General features: G+C 66.6%; 20 protein-coding genes. 15 read left to right on the forward strand and 5 right to left on the reverse strand.

The features are described 5' to 3' along the window. Window positions 1-1,981: P-loop NTPase family protein (locus tag B0I29_RS44310; protein ID WP_483887906.1), on the reverse strand; the 1,981-nt coding region annotated here is incomplete at its 3' end. Between the two features lie 436 nt (window positions 1,982-2,417). On the opposite strand from B0I29_RS44310, the gene B0I29_RS44315 reads away from it, so the two are divergent. Continuing rightward, window positions 2,418-2,867 (forward strand): hypothetical protein, encoded by a 450-nt coding sequence (locus B0I29_RS44315; RefSeq protein WP_245973222.1) that lies wholly within the window; start codon window positions 2,418-2,420, stop codon window positions 2,865-2,867. Beyond that, window positions 2,857-3,705 carry a TRM11 family SAM-dependent methyltransferase gene (locus B0I29_RS44320; RefSeq protein ID WP_111655190.1) on the forward strand — a complete coding sequence of 283 codons (849 nt, stop codon included), beginning with the start codon at window positions 2,857-2,859 and terminating at the stop codon, window positions 3,703-3,705. The genes B0I29_RS44315 and B0I29_RS44320 overlap by 11 nt, the downstream gene beginning before the upstream one ends. A gap of 242 nt (window positions 3,706-3,947) precedes the next feature. Here B0I29_RS44320 and B0I29_RS44325 read toward each other — a convergent pair whose 3' ends face one another. Further along, window positions 3,948-4,685, reverse strand: coding sequence for a hypothetical protein (locus B0I29_RS44325; protein ID WP_146617112.1), 738 nt, complete (start codon window positions 4,683-4,685; stop codon window positions 3,948-3,950). A gap of 348 nt (window positions 4,686-5,033) precedes the next feature. On the opposite strand from B0I29_RS44325, the gene B0I29_RS44330 reads away from it, so the two are divergent. From B0I29_RS44330 to B0I29_RS44380, 11 genes are all read left to right on the forward strand, one after another. Then, window positions 5,034-5,585, forward strand: a complete 552-nt coding sequence (locus tag B0I29_RS44330) for a hypothetical protein (protein WP_111655192.1) — start codon at window positions 5,034-5,036, stop codon at window positions 5,583-5,585. A gap of 166 nt (window positions 5,586-5,751) precedes the next feature. Next, window positions 5,752-6,210, forward strand: coding sequence for a hypothetical protein (locus B0I29_RS44335; RefSeq protein WP_146617114.1), 459 nt, complete (start codon window positions 5,752-5,754; stop codon window positions 6,208-6,210). Window positions 6,211-6,407: 197 nt separating this feature from the next. Then, the gene (locus B0I29_RS44340; RefSeq protein ID WP_111655194.1) at window positions 6,408-6,788 is read left to right on the forward strand and encodes a hypothetical protein; all 381 of its coding nucleotides are present in this window, start codon (window positions 6,408-6,410) and stop codon (window positions 6,786-6,788) included. Window positions 6,789-6,899: 111 nt separating this feature from the next. Beyond that, complete coding sequence (locus tag B0I29_RS44345; RefSeq protein ID WP_111655195.1) at window positions 6,900-7,922, forward strand: ArdC-like ssDNA-binding domain-containing protein; 1,023 nt, start codon at window positions 6,900-6,902, stop codon at window positions 7,920-7,922. After that, complete coding sequence (locus B0I29_RS44350) at window positions 7,919-8,863, forward strand: DNA-processing protein DprA (protein WP_111655196.1); 945 nt, start codon at window positions 7,919-7,921, stop codon at window positions 8,861-8,863. The genes B0I29_RS44345 and B0I29_RS44350 overlap by 4 nt, the downstream gene beginning before the upstream one ends. 110 nt (window positions 8,864-8,973) lie before the next feature. Continuing rightward, on the forward strand, window positions 8,974-9,672 hold the full coding sequence (locus B0I29_RS44355; RefSeq protein ID WP_111655197.1) for a GGDEF domain-containing protein: 699 nt from the start codon (window positions 8,974-8,976) through the stop codon (window positions 9,670-9,672). Next, complete coding sequence (locus tag B0I29_RS44360) at window positions 9,669-10,961, forward strand: hypothetical protein (protein ID WP_111655198.1); 1,293 nt, start codon at window positions 9,669-9,671, stop codon at window positions 10,959-10,961. The genes B0I29_RS44355 and B0I29_RS44360 overlap by 4 nt, the downstream gene beginning before the upstream one ends. A 167-nt stretch (window positions 10,962-11,128) precedes the next feature. Further along, the gene (locus B0I29_RS44365; RefSeq protein ID WP_111655199.1) at window positions 11,129-11,452 is read left to right on the forward strand and encodes a hypothetical protein; all 324 of its coding nucleotides are present in this window, start codon (window positions 11,129-11,131) and stop codon (window positions 11,450-11,452) included. After that, the gene (locus B0I29_RS44370) at window positions 11,449-11,781 is read left to right on the forward strand and encodes a hypothetical protein (RefSeq protein ID WP_111655200.1); all 333 of its coding nucleotides are present in this window, start codon (window positions 11,449-11,451) and stop codon (window positions 11,779-11,781) included. The genes B0I29_RS44365 and B0I29_RS44370 overlap by 4 nt, the downstream gene beginning before the upstream one ends. Before the next feature lie 21 nt (window positions 11,782-11,802). After that, a complete protein-coding gene (locus tag B0I29_RS44375; protein WP_146617115.1) occupies window positions 11,803-12,531 on the forward strand; it encodes a hypothetical protein in 729 nt (242 codons plus the stop codon). A 1-nt stretch (window position 12,532) separates the two neighbouring features. Next, window positions 12,533-12,862: a hypothetical protein gene (locus B0I29_RS44380; protein ID WP_111655202.1), complete on the forward strand. Its 330-nt coding sequence runs from the start codon at window positions 12,533-12,535 to the stop codon at window positions 12,860-12,862. A 423-nt stretch (window positions 12,863-13,285) separates the two neighbouring features. On the opposite strand, the gene B0I29_RS44390 is transcribed toward B0I29_RS44380, so the two are convergent. The 3 genes from B0I29_RS44390 to B0I29_RS44400 all read right to left on the reverse strand — a co-directional run bounded on the left by B0I29_RS44390 (window position 13,286) and on the right by B0I29_RS44400 (window position 16,094). Then, window positions 13,286-13,915: a hypothetical protein gene (locus tag B0I29_RS44390; protein ID WP_111655204.1), complete on the reverse strand. Its 630-nt coding sequence runs from the start codon at window positions 13,913-13,915 to the stop codon at window positions 13,286-13,288. Window positions 13,916-14,268: 353 nt separating this feature from the next. Continuing rightward, complete coding sequence (locus tag B0I29_RS44395; RefSeq protein WP_146617116.1) at window positions 14,269-14,616, reverse strand: hypothetical protein; 348 nt, start codon at window positions 14,614-14,616, stop codon at window positions 14,269-14,271. Window positions 14,617-14,858: 242 nt separating this feature from the next. Then, entirely contained in the window at window positions 14,859-16,094 is a 1,236-nt protein-coding gene (locus tag B0I29_RS44400; RefSeq protein WP_111655206.1) for an MFS transporter, read from the reverse strand. A gap of 61 nt (window positions 16,095-16,155) precedes the next feature. On the opposite strand from B0I29_RS44400, the gene B0I29_RS44405 reads away from it, so the two are divergent. Both B0I29_RS44405 and B0I29_RS44410 read left to right on the forward strand, forming a co-directional pair. After that, window positions 16,156-16,749 (forward strand): TetR/AcrR family transcriptional regulator, encoded by a 594-nt coding sequence (locus B0I29_RS44405; protein ID WP_181558318.1) that lies wholly within the window; start codon window positions 16,156-16,158, stop codon window positions 16,747-16,749. Window positions 16,750-16,805: 56 nt separating this feature from the next. After that, on the forward strand, window positions 16,806-17,213 hold the full coding sequence (locus B0I29_RS44410; RefSeq protein ID WP_146617117.1) for a DUF6924 domain-containing protein: 408 nt from the start codon (window positions 16,806-16,808) through the stop codon (window positions 17,211-17,213). The last annotated feature ends 7 nt before the right edge of the window (window positions 17,214-17,220 follow it).

The raw sequence follows: 17,220 nt of genomic DNA on the forward strand, positions 1-17,220 counted from the left end.
GCTCCCGGCGTAGGTCGACGGCCTCCTGGCTGGCGGTCAATGCCTCGACCCGCCGCCCCGCCTCCGCCAACCGGACCGCATGGTTATTCACCGACATGGCGAGGTCGGGTAGGTAGGCGTCGCGATTGTCGGCGGCCAGCGCCCGGTAGAGGTCGACGGCCTCCTGGCTGGCGGTCAATGCCTCGACCCGCCGCCCCGCCTCCGCCAACTGGACCGCGTGGTTATTCACCGACATGGCGAGGTCGGGTAGGTAGGCGTCGCGGTTGCCGGCGGCCAGCTCCCGGCGTAGGTCGACGGCCTCCTGGCTGGCGGTCAATGCCTCGACCCGCCGCCCCGCCTCCGCCAACCGGACCGCGTGGTCGCTTATCCAGGAAGCGCGCAGGCCCAAGTCAGTCGAGCCGTGAACATCGGTGACGATCCGAGCCGTCAGGGCCAAGGCCACCCGGCCGAGTTCCATCGACGGGTACGCGATCCGGCGGGCCATTTGGCGTGTCCACGCCGAGTCGAGGTCCGTGGTGGCGAGCAGGACGGCCATCTGGGCGCTGAAACGGCCTGGGAACTGCACAGCGACGTCCAGCATGGCCTCGGCCATCGTCGGCACATCGACCGACAACGCCTGGTCGATCAGTCTTTGGGTGTCCGGTTGATGCTCGCCGGCACGGGCGAGCACTGTCAGCACCTGGACCGCCTGCCCCACCGTCAGCCGGGAGAACACCGCCGCTCGCTCGCCGTCGGTGTATCCGCTCAACGCCTCGGCCGCCAGCGCCTCACCCAACAGGTCCGGCTGCACTGTGCCGAGCGTTCCAGCAGCCGTCGGATACAAGCCCTTCAACCAGACCGTATAGCGGCGTATCAGGTCGCCGTCGATGCCAGCCAGCGCCGGTACCCGCGTGACCAGCCCCGATACCTCGGCGTCCTCTTTCGCGCCCAGCAGTGAGGCGATCCCTGCCACCTGCCGTAACACCGCATCGGCGTCGGGCTCGTCGCCGACGAGCAGCATCGACCGGCGGGCCGCGTGCCGCCAATACCGAGCCTCGTGCCGCAACACCTCGTCCAAAACGTCGAAACGATCGGTGCGTGGCCCGCCCAGCACCGTCACCAAAGCCTCGGCGTGCAACCGCAGGACCGGCGTCGCCGGATCCCGGCTGGCCGCCGGCACCAGTGCGGGCACCCGATGGTTCAGCCGGTCAGCGAACGCGGTGACGGCCTCCGCCACGATCCGTTGCGGATCCCATTCCTCGATCTCGGCCGGCAACTCGATCACATGAGCGGCCACGGTCAGCACATCGACCACGTGTGCCTGGTCCGGGTACGCCGATGACATCGTCTCCCACCAAAGCCCGGCATGGCGGGCGAGCAGCAGAAGCCGCGTCCGGCCGCCGGCCGAACACACCTGCTGCGCCGCACACAGCAACGCCGCCAGCCTGGCCCGGTCCCGGGTCTCGGCATAGTCCACCACCAGCAGCCGACGCTGCACGGCGGAGTCCGCGGTGATCGCCTCCGCCATCGTCGCCTCACCACCGGGCCTGACCCACACCGTCTCCCAACCGGTCAGCCGAGCACTGAACTCGCGTGCCAGCCGGGTCTTGCCAACACCACCGGCCCCGACCAGCAGCCGAACCGCCATCGCGTCTTCGGAGGCTGCCCAGGACGCCAGGGTCTGCAACACCCAACCCCGGCCGACAAACGGCACCACCTGCTGCTCCGCTTGCAGCAGCAAAGCCACCGACACCGGCAGGTCCTGCCGCGCCGCGGATGCCACCGCGCCGCGATGTTCCGCGGCCGCTAGTCGCCGGACCTGCCACCGATCGAGCACTGACGGGGCGAAGGCACCGACGGGCGCCGCCACCGCAGCGGCGACCACCGCCCATGCCGGCTTGTTCTCCGCTAACGCTGTCCATGCCCCGGCCGCGCAGACCACGGCAAACGCCAGCGCCCACACCACATGCCGCCACACACCATGCCAGGACGTCCGCGCCACCAACCCAACGTACTGACAACGATCACATCGTCATACCGACGATCAGTCGAATGAGTGTCAGCCGCCCGGCAGATCAAGATGTTACGTCCTAGTTGGAGACATATCGCCGGCGTCTCGCTGCGGCGCGAGCCCGGCTGCAAGCGACCCCTGCCGAGACACCAGTCAAGACCTGACCGGGCGCGCTCATCGGCTGGTGGGCTGTCAGATTTGCGCTGACCGGTTCTGTCAGGTCAGGGGTGGGTTCGATCGGCCTGACAATCCGGCACTGGGGATCGTCAGTACGCCCGCCGGTCCGGGGGCCACCGCGCCCATGACCGACAAAATCCGCCGACCGGCACCGGACCCTGTTGGGGACACGGTGCCCGTCGACCCGCCCGTGCCGATCACCGTGTGGCCGGTTCCGGCGCCATCGCCGGACGCGACCATGTCCACCGCGATGGGCATGCGCCTGGTCCACAACCTGTCTCACCCGACCGATTTGATCATCGACCTGGCCGCCGGACCGCATCTGGCCCGTGCGATCATCGCGGCCCGCCGCCGCAGCCACCTGCATGACCTCCGCAAAGCCGGCTGGGGCACGGAACCGGCGACGCTGATCGTCACAGGCTGGCCGGCCGAAGAGACCACCACGCCGGTCGAGTTCCTCAAACGCTGCCGCAACAGCCTCCTGCCCGGCGGGTGCGTGGCGGTGCTGCTGCCGCACGACGCCGTCGCCCCGGTGGACGTCGTTATCGCCGCCAAGCAGGCAGGACTGGCATACCTGCAGCACATCGTCGCGACCGACCGGCCGCTACGTCCCGGACAGCGCATCGAGCTGGACATCCACACCGACGTGCTCATCCTGACCCGCAGCGCGCGCGACGAAGGAGGTAGCGATGCCGCCTGACGAGACCATGCCCGTCACCTCGGTCTGGCTGACCTGCCAGCAGCCGGCCCGCGAGCAGCGGCGCGGCCGCTACGTCACGGACACCGCCAGCCACCCCGGCAGAATGCTGCCGCACCTGGCCGCCCATGCGATCAACTCCTACACCGCACCCGGCGACCTCGTGTTCGACCCGATGTGCGGGGCCGGAACCACCCTGGTCGAGGCCATTCACCTGGGTCGCAACGCAATCGGCATCGACATCGAACGCCGGTTCACCGCACTGTCCACCGCCAATATCGACCTCGCCCTCTCGCAGGCCGCACCCGGCACGGCGACGGCGATCGCCGGAGACGCCACCCGGCTGCTCGACCTGGTACCGGCATCCGCCGTCGGCAAGGTCGGACTCGTCCTCACCTCACCTCCGTACGGGCGCGGCACTCACGGCCTCGTCACCATCACCGGCACCAGGGTGCAGAAGCACAGCCATCTGTACGGCGACCGTGCCCAGGGCAACCTCGCCTACGGCGGCTGGACCCGCCTGCTGGACGGGTTCGCTGCGATTCTGACCGCGAGCTACGAGTTGCTCCGTCCGGGTGGAACGGTGGTGATCACCTGTCGGCCGGTTCGGCGGCAGCGCGACGATCTGATCGATCTGCCTGGCGAACTGTTGTCCATCGCCCGGTCGGTGGGGCTGCTGCCGGTGCAGCGGTGCGCGGCGATGCTCGCGGCCGTCCGCGATGGGCAGATCGTGCACCGCGCCAGCATGTTCGGGCTGATGGCAGTCCGGCGTTCCCGCGCCGACGGCATCCCGGTGCATCTTGTGGCTCACGAGGACGTGCTCGTACTCCGACGCTGCTGAAGGTTCGCCCGGGCGATCGGAGAAGCCATGGGCTGTTGTTGACCGCGGAGGGGGAACAGCCGCTGCACGGCGGCGACGATGGATGACCGATATGCAGCCATAGGGCTTTGCGGGCGGCGGCGGTGGGAGCCAGGTCGGTATGGGTTGCTTACGAGGTGCGCGCTGGCTGACGAATACCAGGGTGTCCTCCGGCGCCCCCAAGCCAAACCAGCCACTATCGCGTCTCAGCATTGCTCAGAGCGCTACATCATGTCGCGGTAGATCCTGAGGCGACTCTCGACCTGGTGAAACCCCTCCAGCACGGTCTTCATATCTCGAATTACATCGACCAGAAGATGAGCGGCATCTTCGAGCCCGGCCGCCTTGTCTGCCGCATTGCCCAGCATCGGTGCCGTGTCCGCAAGATGGCCGAGCTTTTGCCCGGCTCTCAGCAGCATGCCAGCCACGTCCTCGTCCGGATTCTGGCGCGAGAACTTCAACTCGGCCAGCTGCTCGACCAGGGGGCGCAGCAAATCAGCGGCCTCGGCATCGATAGCAGCAAGACGATCTACGGCATCATCTATCTGGCTCGCGACCTCAGTGAACGAGCCAGCGATAAGCTCCTGCAACCGATCCTCGGTCAGACCTCGCAGACCACGAAGCGCCGCCAACCCCGATCGTTCCCGCATCATCTTCCAGTCCTGCAGTTCCTGGATCGAGAAGTCGTTCGGGCGAATCTTGTCAACGATCTTGTGGTGGACGCCGCACAGCAGAACGAGGTTGTCGAAGCTGTTGCGCTCCTCGTCGGTCATGTCCTTGACATAGCGCCGTCCGCCCTCGTTTGCAGCGCGAATGTGCGCGATCTCGAAGTTGTTCACTGGAATGCCGTCGACGAACCTGGTGATCGGCTCGTTGCATGACGGCCAGTAACAGGTTCCTTGCGAGAGCATGCTCAGAGCCGGCACCACTCCTCGCCCATACTTCCGTTCGTTGGTGGGCACACAGTCTCCTCGTAATACTCGCCAGGGGCATCGACATCTTTGCAGCTCTAGCCCAGCGACGATCTTCTACACCAAGTGCGCGTGCCCATCAGATGCCAACCCCGGGCCAACGCGGTCATGCTGCGCGGCGATGTGGGACTACCGAGTTCATGAGCTGTCAGGTTCTGCCAGAACAGCGAACCTGACAGCTTCGGTTGTGGGACTACCAGGTGCCTTAGCCTGGAGGTTCTCCTTATTTCTTTGTGCCGCTGATCCGACGTCTCGCGACGGCATCGCGCCCACCGGCTTTCGGTCGGCCGCCGCCCGCGCCACGTTCGACCCGGCACTCGTACCGCTGACGCCCATCGCATGCGCGACAGGGCCGCGGTAAGCCCGTCCATCGTTCGCGAGGGCGGCCACCATTCGGTGGCCGTCTTCCTTGCTGTCCTGGGAGGCAAGATGCTCAAGCCCACTGCCTATCTACCTGAGGTCGACTGGCACACACTGCTCAACTCCGCGCCTAAGCCGAGCATCGAGGTTCAGGCCGCTGTTTATCGGCTAAATGAGCTGCTGGGCAAGGACGCGGGATTCGATGCGGCCAACACGGTGGCCGCCACCGAAGTGACCTTGATCGGGGTGGAGAGGATCGCTGACGCCATGGCTCACGCCGCCCCCAGCCACGATCTGACCGAACTCGCCCGGCTGGTGTGTGGCCTCCACCTTGTCCAGGCCCATCTGACGCAGACCATCTTGCGCATCGCTGACCACGTCAGCGATCAGACTTTCAGCGGGGCCACCGGCATGCCCGCCGAGGCCGTGGACTCCCTGACGCAGGCCTTGCGTTCCGCTGGCGCCAACGGCGCGACCCTCTGCTGGCACCTCAAGCCCGCCCACAAGGTCCTGCGGGATCTAAACAAGTAGGCGACCGCTCGCGCAGGAGCGGCTGATCCCTCGCAAAGGGGTCCAAGCCTCCGCGCCAGCCCGCACCAATCCGGCCAATGCCCGGCCACCCGCGCTAACTCGCGCACCCTCCGGGCATGGCCGACAGCCGTGCCCGGAGTCCCACCGACGCACGGAGGGATATCGAATGCGAAAGCCCAACCCCAGCGTGTACCGCAGCGGACACGCCATGACGTCGCATCTCATCGAGATCTACCACAACCTGGACGGCTGTCTCGGTCACTACGACCCCGGCAACGTCCTCAGCGAGGTCATCTCCCACTGGCGCAGCCTGCCAGCCGCTATCGCCCCGGAGGAGGTGGCCGACTGGGCCTTCAAGGTGTTTAACGCCGACCTCGACCACCTGGCCATTAGCCGTGCGGAACCCGGCGGCGAAGAGGACTTCTTGATCGCCGGCGTATACCGGATGCTGCGCCGACGTTCGCTGTCGAATGGCGACGTCGTCGCCGTCAGCCGCGACGGCCACACGACGTGGCTAGCGTGTGAGCCCACTGGCTGGCGCAGCATTTCGCCGCCGCCGAAACGAGTCGGCGAGCCGCTCACGTCGGCGGTGTTCTTCCGGCACGCGCGGTGTCGCGATGCTTAACCACCCGTGCCATCGCCACGACTCTGGTCGACACGGCGCCGCCTGCCTAACCGGGCCGTGCGGATTCTGCGGCACCAGCCTGCAGCCGATCGCTTCGGGCGAATGCCGGATCTGCCTGTGGATCGTGTGCGAGAGCTGCGCTAGCAGATACGACGCCGACCTCGGCCCGATCTGCGGACCCTGTGACCCGCCGCCCAGTGCCGGCTCCGCTACCCGGGATCGAACTGCAGCGACAGTGCCAGTTCGAGCTTGACCTGTCGTGCGGGCACATCGTGCTTGCCTGGGTCACCGGCTGGTATCCGGTGACGGTGTCGTGCTGCGATCGCCTCGGCGGCACGATCCTCCGCGGCCGCTACGTGCCGTTCGCGTCCGACGTCGACTACGCCCGGGTGCTGTTCGAACACTACGGGCCCCCGAGCCCGACCGCTCCGCCTCAGATCATCGGACGACGGGCACGTACCGATGAGCCCTATCGGCCGGCGGGTCAGAGCAACTACAGCAGTAGCGGTCGGTTCCCGGGACACGTCGGCGCCGTCGTCAGCATCGACGGCTCGATCGCCATGACCGAAATCGACTGAAGCACGTCTCCGCGTTCTCGCGGTCTCCCACCCCTGTGCTGACGGGCAGGTTGGGACCGCGTGGTCCCAACCTGTCCGCCGCCGCATGGCGGGGAACAGGAGGGACCACCGATGGTCTCCAGACAGCAGGGACGAGACGACTTCCTGCAAAAGATCAAAGGCGACTTCGACGCTCGGCTCGCCGCGCTGGCGTCGGAACCGGACCGCTGGGTCGAATTCATCGACCAGGTCGCCGTCTTCGGCGCCCGTTACAGCCTCAACAATCAGTTCCTGCTGATGATGCAGGCCAACGAACGTGGCATCGAGCCCACGTACTTCATGTCCTACGGCAACAAGGCGGGAACCAGCGGCTGGTTGAGTCGTGGTCGCAAGGTTCGTGAAGGCGAGAAGTCGTTCAAGGTGTGGGCGCCCGTCAAGCGACGGCCGACCGAGGAACAGGCTCGCGAGTGGGAGTCGTCGGGACGCACCGTTCGCCGTGAGCAGTCCGGCCGTCTCGCCAGACAGGTCGTCAGATTCAAGCTGGCTTCCACGTTCGATCTCTCGCAGACCGACGGTGAGCCGTTCGAGGTTCCCACAGTGCGGCAGCGACGCCGCATGCGGACATCAGCTGCCGGAGTGCCTCAGCTGCTGGTCGGCGAGGACCTGACCGGAGCGTTAAACGACCTCGTTTCCCTGATCGAAACATCTGGGTACGGCTTCGACTTGGCGCCGCCAGGAAGCCAGTATCTCGGTGCCGCCAACGGGATCACCGTGGCCGCCGGTGTAATGCGGGTGCTGGTCCGTGACGATGTCAGCCCCGCGCAGCGGGTCAAGACCACGGTGCACGAGCTGGCGCACATTCGGTGCGGTCATCTCACCGACACCGAGACCGGCGCGGACGTGCACCGCGGGCAGGCAGAGACCGAGGCGGAAAGCGTTGCGCACATCGTCTGTGCGGCGTTGGGACTGGACACCGCCGCGTTCAGCGACGCTTACGTCCTGGGCTGGGCCGACGGCGACATGGACCTGGTCCAGCAGTGCGCTGCCACGGTGCTGCGCGTCGCCAAGAGCATCCTCACCGACTTGGCCCCAGAAGAGGGTGCCGGCGAGTCCGATCCGGTCGACGACGCGTCCCGGACGGAGGCGGTCCAGTGACCACCGGCCTGGAGGAGAACCAGATCGCCAGGGCAGTCCTCGCGTACCTCGCCGTTCACCTGCCGACCCATGTCGAGCAGCTGCACGAGCTGGCCGTGTCTCTCGGCCCGGTCGAGGCACTCGGCACGCTGCTCTCGCCGGCGACGTCGGCTGACGTGCGGGAGCACTACCTCGGCGTCATGCCGGTCGAGCGGCTGCGCGTCCATGCCGGCGCAGTTCTCGACGCCGCCGAGGATGCGGGCACCCGAGTCCTCGTCCCCGAAGACAAGGACTGGCCGGCCCGGCTCGATGATCTCTCCCGAATCGAGTGGGCCGCGGCACCGAGTTCCGCCTGGTGCCTGTGGGTACGCGGTGTCCCGGCCCCGATCCCGGCCCGCACGGTGGCGATCCACGGAAGCCGAGCTGCGACGCCGTACGGCAACACGGTCGCCACTGAGCTCGGCCATGACCTCGCCAAAGCCGGATGGACCGTGGCGGTCACCAGCAATTTCGGGATCAACGCCGCAGCCCTGCGCGGAGCCCTCGCGGCCGACGGCCGGGTAGTCGCGGTCCTGCCCGGCGGGATCGACCGGCCGTATCCCGCCGGCCACCGCGCGCTGCTCGGCCAGGCGGCCAAAAACGGACAGGTGATCAGCGCCTACCCGCCCGGCACCCCACCCGATGCCAAGCGAGCCGCCGCGGCCGACCGTCTACTGGCGGGCCTGACCAGCGGCGCCGTACTGGTGGAAGCCCCACCGGACACCACCGTCGTCGCGGTGATCGAGGAAACCATTCGTCGAGGCCGGCGGGCGATGGTCGTGCCCGGCCCGGTGACCTCCGTACTTTCCGGTGGGCCCCACCAGGCGCTGCGTGATCACCGGCAGGCACGGCTGGTCCGCGACGCCGCCGACGTTCTGACCGAGCTCAAACACACTCCGGCGGGACGGCCCGCCGCCCATTAAGAGAACTGACGGCCCGCCAGAAGGCGGGCCGTCGTCCTATCCACAGAGCCCGGGGACGCCCACGCCTAGACAACGTGCGTCCCGGGTTCTCCATTTAGTGGAGGAACCCAGTGTTCATCACACACCTCGTGATCGCCACCATCTTGGCAGCCACGACCGGAGCCGGGATGGCCTACGTCGCCGCCCGATCGACCGTCAACCGGCTACGCGCCGAACTGGACGAAGCCCACTGGCAGCTGAGCCACGACCCGCTCACCGGCCTGTCCAACCGAGCCGGCCTACGAGACGCCCATCGAGCCGTCGCCACCGGTCGGCCCCACCCGGTCACCATCATGCTGATCGACCTGGACAGCTTCAAAACCATCAACGACATTCGCGGCCACGACGCCGGCGACGCCGTCCTGGAAGAGATCGCAACCCGGATCGAATCACTCGCCGAGCTGTACGACGGATGCAGCGCCCGGCTCTCCGGTGACGAGTTCGCCGTCATCCTCGACCACGACTACAAGGTCGCCAAGGCCGCCGAACTGTTCGTTTCGATCCTGGGCTTCGCCATGGACATCCGCACCGGCGAAGGCACGCTCACCGTTGCGGTCGCCGCCAGCATCGGCGTCGCCGTCGTGTCCAGCACCGACCCGCTGGACACCGTCGCGCTGCACCGAGCCGACACCGCGATGTACCACGCCAAAAAGCAAGGCGGAAATCGACACGTTCTCTACACACCCGGCATGACCATGCCGGACGGTCCGCCGCGACGCGGCCCGCGCCCACGCGACCTGCACGACCGCAACACGGGGCCGGCCGCATGAACCTCGCGACTCTGACGACCTGCGCGATCTGCCGCCATGCCCTCACCAAACATCGGGACAGGGAAAACGTCGTATTCCGTCACCCCGTCGCCGACCACTCCCACGAGGCCGTTCCCGTTGAGGCAGGGCCGGGGGAACCGGTTTTCGACCGATGCCACACCTGCACCGGCGCCTCGCCCGTCTGGGCCTATCAGACCGGTGTCATCGGAATCGCCGCCATCGGCGGCGACATCCAGACCTACAACGACCGATGGCATGTCTGCTATCGATGCTCCCAGTTCCTCGAGGCCGGCGACGTCGACGCGCTCACGGCTCACTGCGCCGGCCTGATGCACTGGCCACCCGGCAGTGATCAGTACACGATCCTGAACACGCTGCACCAGGGCATTGTCCTGAGCAGTGAAGGACGGACGCTGCTGACCACGACCGACTGGACACCTGCCCGGCTGACCGCCGAGATGCTTCCGAAGATCCGCGACCGGTTCACCGGTCTGCTACGAGGACCGTCCGACCTCCCCGAACCCATCAACGGTCGTGGACACCGCAACAACCTGGCCGACGAACTTGACCGCACGGTGATGTACTGGATCAACCATGAGTTCGCCGACGTGGTCAGCGCGGTAAACAGCGACCAACCCGTCGCACGAATCACCGACAACCTCATGCCCTCGAAATCTGGGCTGATCGCTTGGCCCGAACCGGTCGGAGCAAACAGAGACCTCGCCGCAGTCTCCTGGACACCCCTGGCCGACGGCTGGCAGATCCTCGGCTACCGAAGCATCGGCGCCGCCACGGATCAGGATCTAATGGAGAAGTTTCGCCACGAAATCGGCTGGCTCGTCCCGATCCACGCCGAACACGTCACCCAACGCGCCGCGATCGACGGCAACCACCCGCTCAGTCCACTGGTCACGACGTGGCTACTCATCAAACAGCAGATCGCCGAAGCCGTGCCAGCCCGACTTCCCAACGGGATCACGAAGGCCTATCGGCGCCACAATCGCCCGGCCCCCGAAGTCCGGACCGTGCGCATCAAACCGCGCAACACCAGTAGATCAACAGATCAGACCAGCTCCGGAAACGCTCCAGCACGAGCCAAACCCGATCACCGCTTCTGGGTCTCGGGCCATGAGCGAATGCAGGCTCACGGCCAGGGCCGAAGCCTCCGCACCAAAATCGACATCGAGCCCTTTCTGAAGGGTGACGAGGACCTGCCAATCAAACTGAGCACTACCGTACGCATCCTCGGCAGCCGAACCTTCGGCGAGGACGCAGCTAAACACGAGTGAGGATCGCGTGGTGGCCGGCAAATCACCGGCCACCACTACTCGGTTCCATAACAACGCCACACAACACCAATGGGGATCCTGTCGTGGGCTTGACAGCTGTCAAGGTGAACCCCCTAGCAGCGACGGGCGTTGATACCTTCAGGCGGCGATCTACGACGGGGGGTCCGATGAACTCGGGCACAGAGGCGAAAATCGAATTTCAGCGGCTCGTCGGCAAGTTCTCGCTGTTTTTCGCGTTCATCTACTTTCTCATGATCGTTGGCAGCATCGTCACTGTCGTGGACGGTGACAAGGTCCCGGTGCTCACCTGGGTAGGCATCGTGCTGGCGGGCATCGTCTTCGTGCCAGCCGTCATGGATGCGGTACGACTCCACCGGACCTCGGATCAGCAGCGTCTGGCAGCGCTGTGGCGACGTTGTGCCCTGCTCACTCTGGCCGGGCTCGTCGTCATGATCGCAACGGCTGTCGCGGTCGAGGCGGTGTACTCATGACGCTCCGAGTCGACCCTGCCGCGCTGCGGCTGTACGCCGCCCAGATGACCGAGATGACCAGAGCCGCCGAGGCAGCGAAGAGCTACATCGATCAGTGGGGATCCCTCACCCCTCACGAGCGGGGCTTCCTCGGCATCGTGTTCCAGCGGCATCCGAACTATGTCGAGCGGATCGACGCCATGCTCGATCGAGTCCGGCAACTCACGGACGCATCAGCGGCCAGTCTCACCACCACCGCCCGGACGTACGAGGCCACCGACAGCAGCTCGGCCGCCGAGCTCGACGCCTCGTATTCGCCTTCGCCGCGGCCGATGATCTTCCGCGATTGATCGACACCACGGGGAATGACGATGGACGACCCGACCTTCCTGCTCCAGCCGCCCGGGGAAACTAGTGAGAACGTCGCCAGGGTCGTGATGAACCCTGGCGACGCGTTCAACTACATCTCCCCGGCGGCCTGGATCAACTCGGCGATCGAATCGCTCACCGGTACCGATGTGATCGGGTACTTCACCGACTGGGTCGGCGGGGACTGGGCCGCGATCTATCGCTTCGGCGACGCCCTGCACAGCCTCGCCGACTGCATGCAGCAGATCGGTGTGAACATCCAGCAGGGCATGGAGTCCCTCGACGCCGACTGGGACGGCAACGCGAACGACTCCGCGTACAACTACTTCACGTCCTTCGCGGCGGCCACGAGCGGACAGCAATACGCCCTCAACGAGGCCGGCAAGGAGTATCACAAGGCGGCCAGCGGAGCCCATCAGGTGTCGAACGCGCTGGGCAACATTCTGCAGGCTCTGGTGGACAAGGCCATCCTCGCCGGTGTCGTCGCGGCCGGGAGCGCCGCCTTCACCGCGACGGGAGTCGGGGCGGCCGCCGGCATCGGCGGTTACGCCGCGGTGGCGCTGATCGTCAAGGACATGCTGAACCTTCTCAACAAAGCGTCACTGATCATCAACACGGCGCTGACGACGATCTTTGGCACCTTCGGGCTCGCCATGGACATCGCATACCAGGGCGGCACGCCGCTGGACGTGCCACTACCCGCTGCCCCCTACATCCCGCCGGGAGCCTGACGTGGACGGAACCCGACTGGACCAAGACCTCGACGCGATGGCCGGCAACCCTCGACTGGCCGACACGGTCCGAGACACTCTTCAGAGGCTCAGGGACGGACACGGCGGGCGGATGCTCGCCGAGATGGCCGACGACCTCCTCGACGGCCGGATCAGCCTCAAGGATGTCGCCGGCAGCTCTGCCTATTCTGGGCCGCTGCTCGACGGCATTACGCGGTACCAGCAGTGGCAGTCGGAGCTGACAACCGAGGAACGCCAACTTCTTGAGGCCGAGGCGCACGATACCTATGGCCGAGACCTTCTTTCGTTCACCGAACCGGGCGATCTCTGACAACGCCGATCGCATCACTGATTCTGACGGCCTGAGCCGGCCCACCCGGACGGGGCGGATTCCGGCGGTCGTCGCAACACTGCTGGTGAGCAACTACGAGGCTGAGCTTAGCGATGCAGCCACCGCGCCTTCGTCGACGAACCACCGCCGGCCCGCCAGACGCCCGGATCGCGGTAGATGAGGGCGTTGCTATGAACGGTTGGTAGGCGCTGGCCGGAGTAGTTCGCCATTGACTTCCGTTCTCCCGGCCAAGTCCCACCAGAGCGTATATGACCATCTCACCCAGAACCTCAAGGTCACGGTCTCCTTCTCGGCAGTCAGCGCCTACGTCCGCGCACGACGGAAATACCGCACTTCCCAGAACGGTGGTGAAGCCGTGGAACCCTCCGAGGCGGACGGCAAGGGATAGAAGCGCACCCTGCGTCAGATCCCGAGAGACGCGCTGATCTGCAGACGCCGGTCCACGGCCGCGGCCAGCGGGTCCGCCAGATCGGCCCGGATGTCCTGCGCCCATGAATGCAAGCAGGTCAGGAAACCAGCGAGATCCTGCTGAACCGCGCCCAGAAGGTTCGGCAGGGTATGACGCGGGATATCGATGTGTGGTTCGTTCGGGCCGGAAGACTTCCCGGAAGGAAGTTGGCCGCCGTCCTTCCATACTCGGACAACCGGCCCTCGGTGCTCGATCAGCGGATCCGGGTCATGGCCCAGGTCGATCACCTCGCCACCGACCACGCGCAGCCAGTCGCGCCATTCGTCGAGGCCAATACAGCAGCCGGGGTCGATGACGACGTTGCCGTCGCCCACCCGCAACCCACCCTGCGCGAAATCTCCGTCGTCGCAGGTCAGATACTTCTCGATCGCCTCGGCCGCATTCGCCGCGGTGATCGAAAGGTCATCGGCGGTCACGCTGCGGCCGATCAACGTCCAGACCACCGTCCCCACCTGCAGCAATGTCGGCCGGCGCGGAACCGCGAAATAGAAGTCGGTCTGCTCGGCCGGCCAGAACGGGCAGTCAGCGGGCCACCGCTCCAGAACCGGCGTCAGCGTGATCATCGGATGAGGCTAACGGGCCGAACACGACCCCTGCGACCGCATTCACCGCCCCATCCCGAGGCCCGGGCCCGGCCCGGCTCGCCCACGAACCGGATCAGGTTCAGTGACACAAACCGAGCTCACCGCGGTCCGCCACAGGGGGTTCACGACATCAGGCGTGTTACCCATTCTGATCCGCCCTGGTCACGGCTTCATTCCGGACCAACTTCGCTGTCGGCGGACAGTCGGGGACGGAGGTCCGCCGATGCCGCGGATGTCGAAGGTCGAGCTGTTCGCGGCGATCCGCAGAGACTCGCGGGCGGGTATGTCCGGGCGGGCCATCGCAACGAAGTGTCGAGTCAGCCGACGTACGGTCAGCGACGCTCTGGCGTCGGTACGTGGCGGGGCCCACTCGGGGTGGTCTGGCTGCCGACGTTTTCAGCCCGAAGTGGGCGTTGGTGGTCGCCGCGATGACGGCCTGGATGTGGGCGCGAGACTCCCCGCAGCCGGCGCGCGGCGTGAGCGCCGCGGGGTGGTACGGCGATCGATATGGTGGACGCCCCGTAGATGATGGCGGCCGCGCCGAGCAGCATCGTGGTCGCGTCGGTGCCGTAGAAGGCGCCCGCGACGGCGGCGCTGACCAGCCATGGCAGCGCGTTGAGTCGTCGGGGGCAGCCCACGACGATCTCGGCGGCGATGGCTATCAGGGTCCAGCCGAACATGGCCCCCACCGCGGAGCCCGGCGGCCCGAGTTCTGCCGGGCCGACGGCGGCTCCCATCAGTAGGGCGGCCGCCGACACGGTCAGATACGCCAGTGGCCCACGATCAAGCAGTCGCTCGCGGCAGGGCGGAAGGCACATGCTGCGCAGTCAATCCAGCAGCTGTCGACGCGGATAAGACATCCGATCGACGGAGATCGGCCGGACGTCCCGTGCCACAGCGCGTGCCGTCCGGCCAGGTCTCGCTAGGCCCGCGTCATTTCCGGGATGCGACGGACCGCTATTGCTCCGGCGATTCCGAATACGGCCAGTACGCCAAAGAACAGTGGGTAGCCGCCGAGCCCGAGCAGGCCGGCAGCCAGGAACGGCACGATCGCCGGGGGCAGTGCGGAGGCCATGTTGAGCACGGCCAGGTCCTTGCCGGAGTCATCCGGGTTCGGCAGTACTCGCAGACACATCGCCAGGTCGATGGAGACGAACAGCCCAAGACCGACGCCGACCAGCACGGAGGCGAAGTAGACCACCGGGATGCTCGGCGCGAACGCCAAGGTGATCAGGGCAAGGGCGCCGAGAATTCCGGCGGCGGCCACAAACGGCTTTTGCCGTCCGATCGCGTCAGAGGCATATCCGGCGACGACGCTGGTGAATGCCAGTGCCGCGACGCTGGTCATCGCGATGGACAGGACCAGCGGGCCGAGCCGTTCGGCACTGACGTCGAACTGCTCGATCAGGTAGAACGCGTAGTAGGAACTGCTCGCGTAGGCACAGCTGATCAACATGCGGACCAGCCATGCCCAGGCGAAGTCAGGATGTGTACGCGGATTCACCCAGTACGGTCCCGGCGTAGCGGTGGACTGCGCCGGGCGTTCCCGGATCAGCAGGACCGCGACGACACCGGTGAACACGGCCACCACGGCGAGTATCAGCCATTGGCCGGTCGAGCCAGCCGGCAGCCCGTTGACCAGGGCGATGCCCAACAGTGGGCCGAGTGCGACGGAGAGTCCGAGCAGCCCGGAGACGCCGCCGCGGCGGGCCGGGTCGACCTGGTCGGCGACGGCCGCGGTGGTCGCGGCGAACCAGAAGCCGGCCAGTGCGGATATCACGCACCAGGCGAGCACGACCTGCCAGACGGTGGTGGTCGCGCCGAGCGCGAGCAGGGCCGCGGCGGTGGTCAGCGCGCCGGCCAGGATCCAGGTGCGGCGGCGGCCGAAGCGGGCGGTGGTGCGGTCGCTGATCCGCCCGGCGATCGGGTTGATCAGCAGCGAGACGAACGCGCCGAGACCGGTGGCGATGCCGAACGCGCGGTCGGCTTCCGAACCGGCGAGGTCGGCCAGGTGCAGCGTGAGTAGTAGCTGAACCGGGGTTTGGACGGCGATGTAGCCGCCGGTCTGGGAGACGAGAAGGGCGGTGAGTAGGCGCCGGTGCCGCGTCGGTGGGCTGCGGTCGAGGGTGTTGTCCGGCAGAGTGGTCGGTGCGGTCATGCGACGGCACCCTACGAGAAAGTGAGAACGTCTATCAAGTGATCGATGCTATCGTTTTCTGGTGGGACTACGAGAACAGAAGGCGGAACGCACCCGGACAACCGCCATTGCGGCCGCCCTGCAATTGTTCGACCAGCACGGCTACGACCGCACCACGATGGAACAGATCGCCGAGGCGGCCCAGATCGGCGTCGCCACGCTCTACCGGCACTTCTCCGGCAAGGACCAGATCCTGCTCGACCCGCTGATCCGCGACGTGGGCAGCCTCGGCATCGCCCTGCGCGCCCGGCCCGACGGCGAGCCGCTGCCCGAGTCGCTGGGCCACGCCGTCAAGGATTCGTTGTCCCGGCTCGACGGCAACCGTAACGAGTTCCTGCGCCTGCGCAAGCACTTGGACACCGCCTCGGGACCACAGGCACGGCTGTGGGAGCTGCGCCACCAGGAACGGCTGCTGCTCACTCAGGCAATCGCTGATCGCTCCGGTGCCGCGGTGGACGAGATGTGGGTTACGGTAGCCGCCCACACCACGATGACGGTCTGGGAGATGGCCCTTGAGCTGCACCGCGGCCCGGCCGGCGGCGCGCGAACCGCGGCCGAGTTGGCCGGTGAAGTGCTTTGCGTGCTCGGCTCCGACCGTGCCGTCATTCCCCAATAATCTGTTGATGAATCGTTGATGCCGGTCCTCCTATCCTCGCGGATGTGGACGAATCAATGTGGCTTCAGGACTCCGAATTCTCCCTCGTTATTCGTACGGATTTCGCTCACTCCGGGGAATGGGTACGGATCCGGTCGGCAATCGCCGAACCGCAGACGGAGGACGAATTCGCCGCGTTGGTGACGTTCGTCGACGACCCGGCGAACGACGGGCTCACGGTTCCCCGGCTGTTGGAGAAGGTGCCTGCGGGCTCGAACCATGCCATCGCTTTCCTCGTCGATGCGAAGGCGCTGACTCACCCTGACTCACCGGTCCTGGTGGTCAATATTCGTGACGGCGCGACGTTCCGTGCTGTCCCCTCCGAGATGTGGACGGTCCAGAGCAACCTCGCGCTCGCGAACATGGACTGGGAGGACTTCGCTACCAGCGTCAACGATGACGGCATCCTCCGCGGTTTCGATTGACAAGGGA

The sequence above is a fragment of the Actinoplanes lutulentus genome (assembly GCF_003259845.1).
GTDB classification, from domain to species: domain Bacteria; phylum Actinomycetota; class Actinomycetes; order Mycobacteriales; family Micromonosporaceae; genus Actinoplanes; species Actinoplanes lutulentus.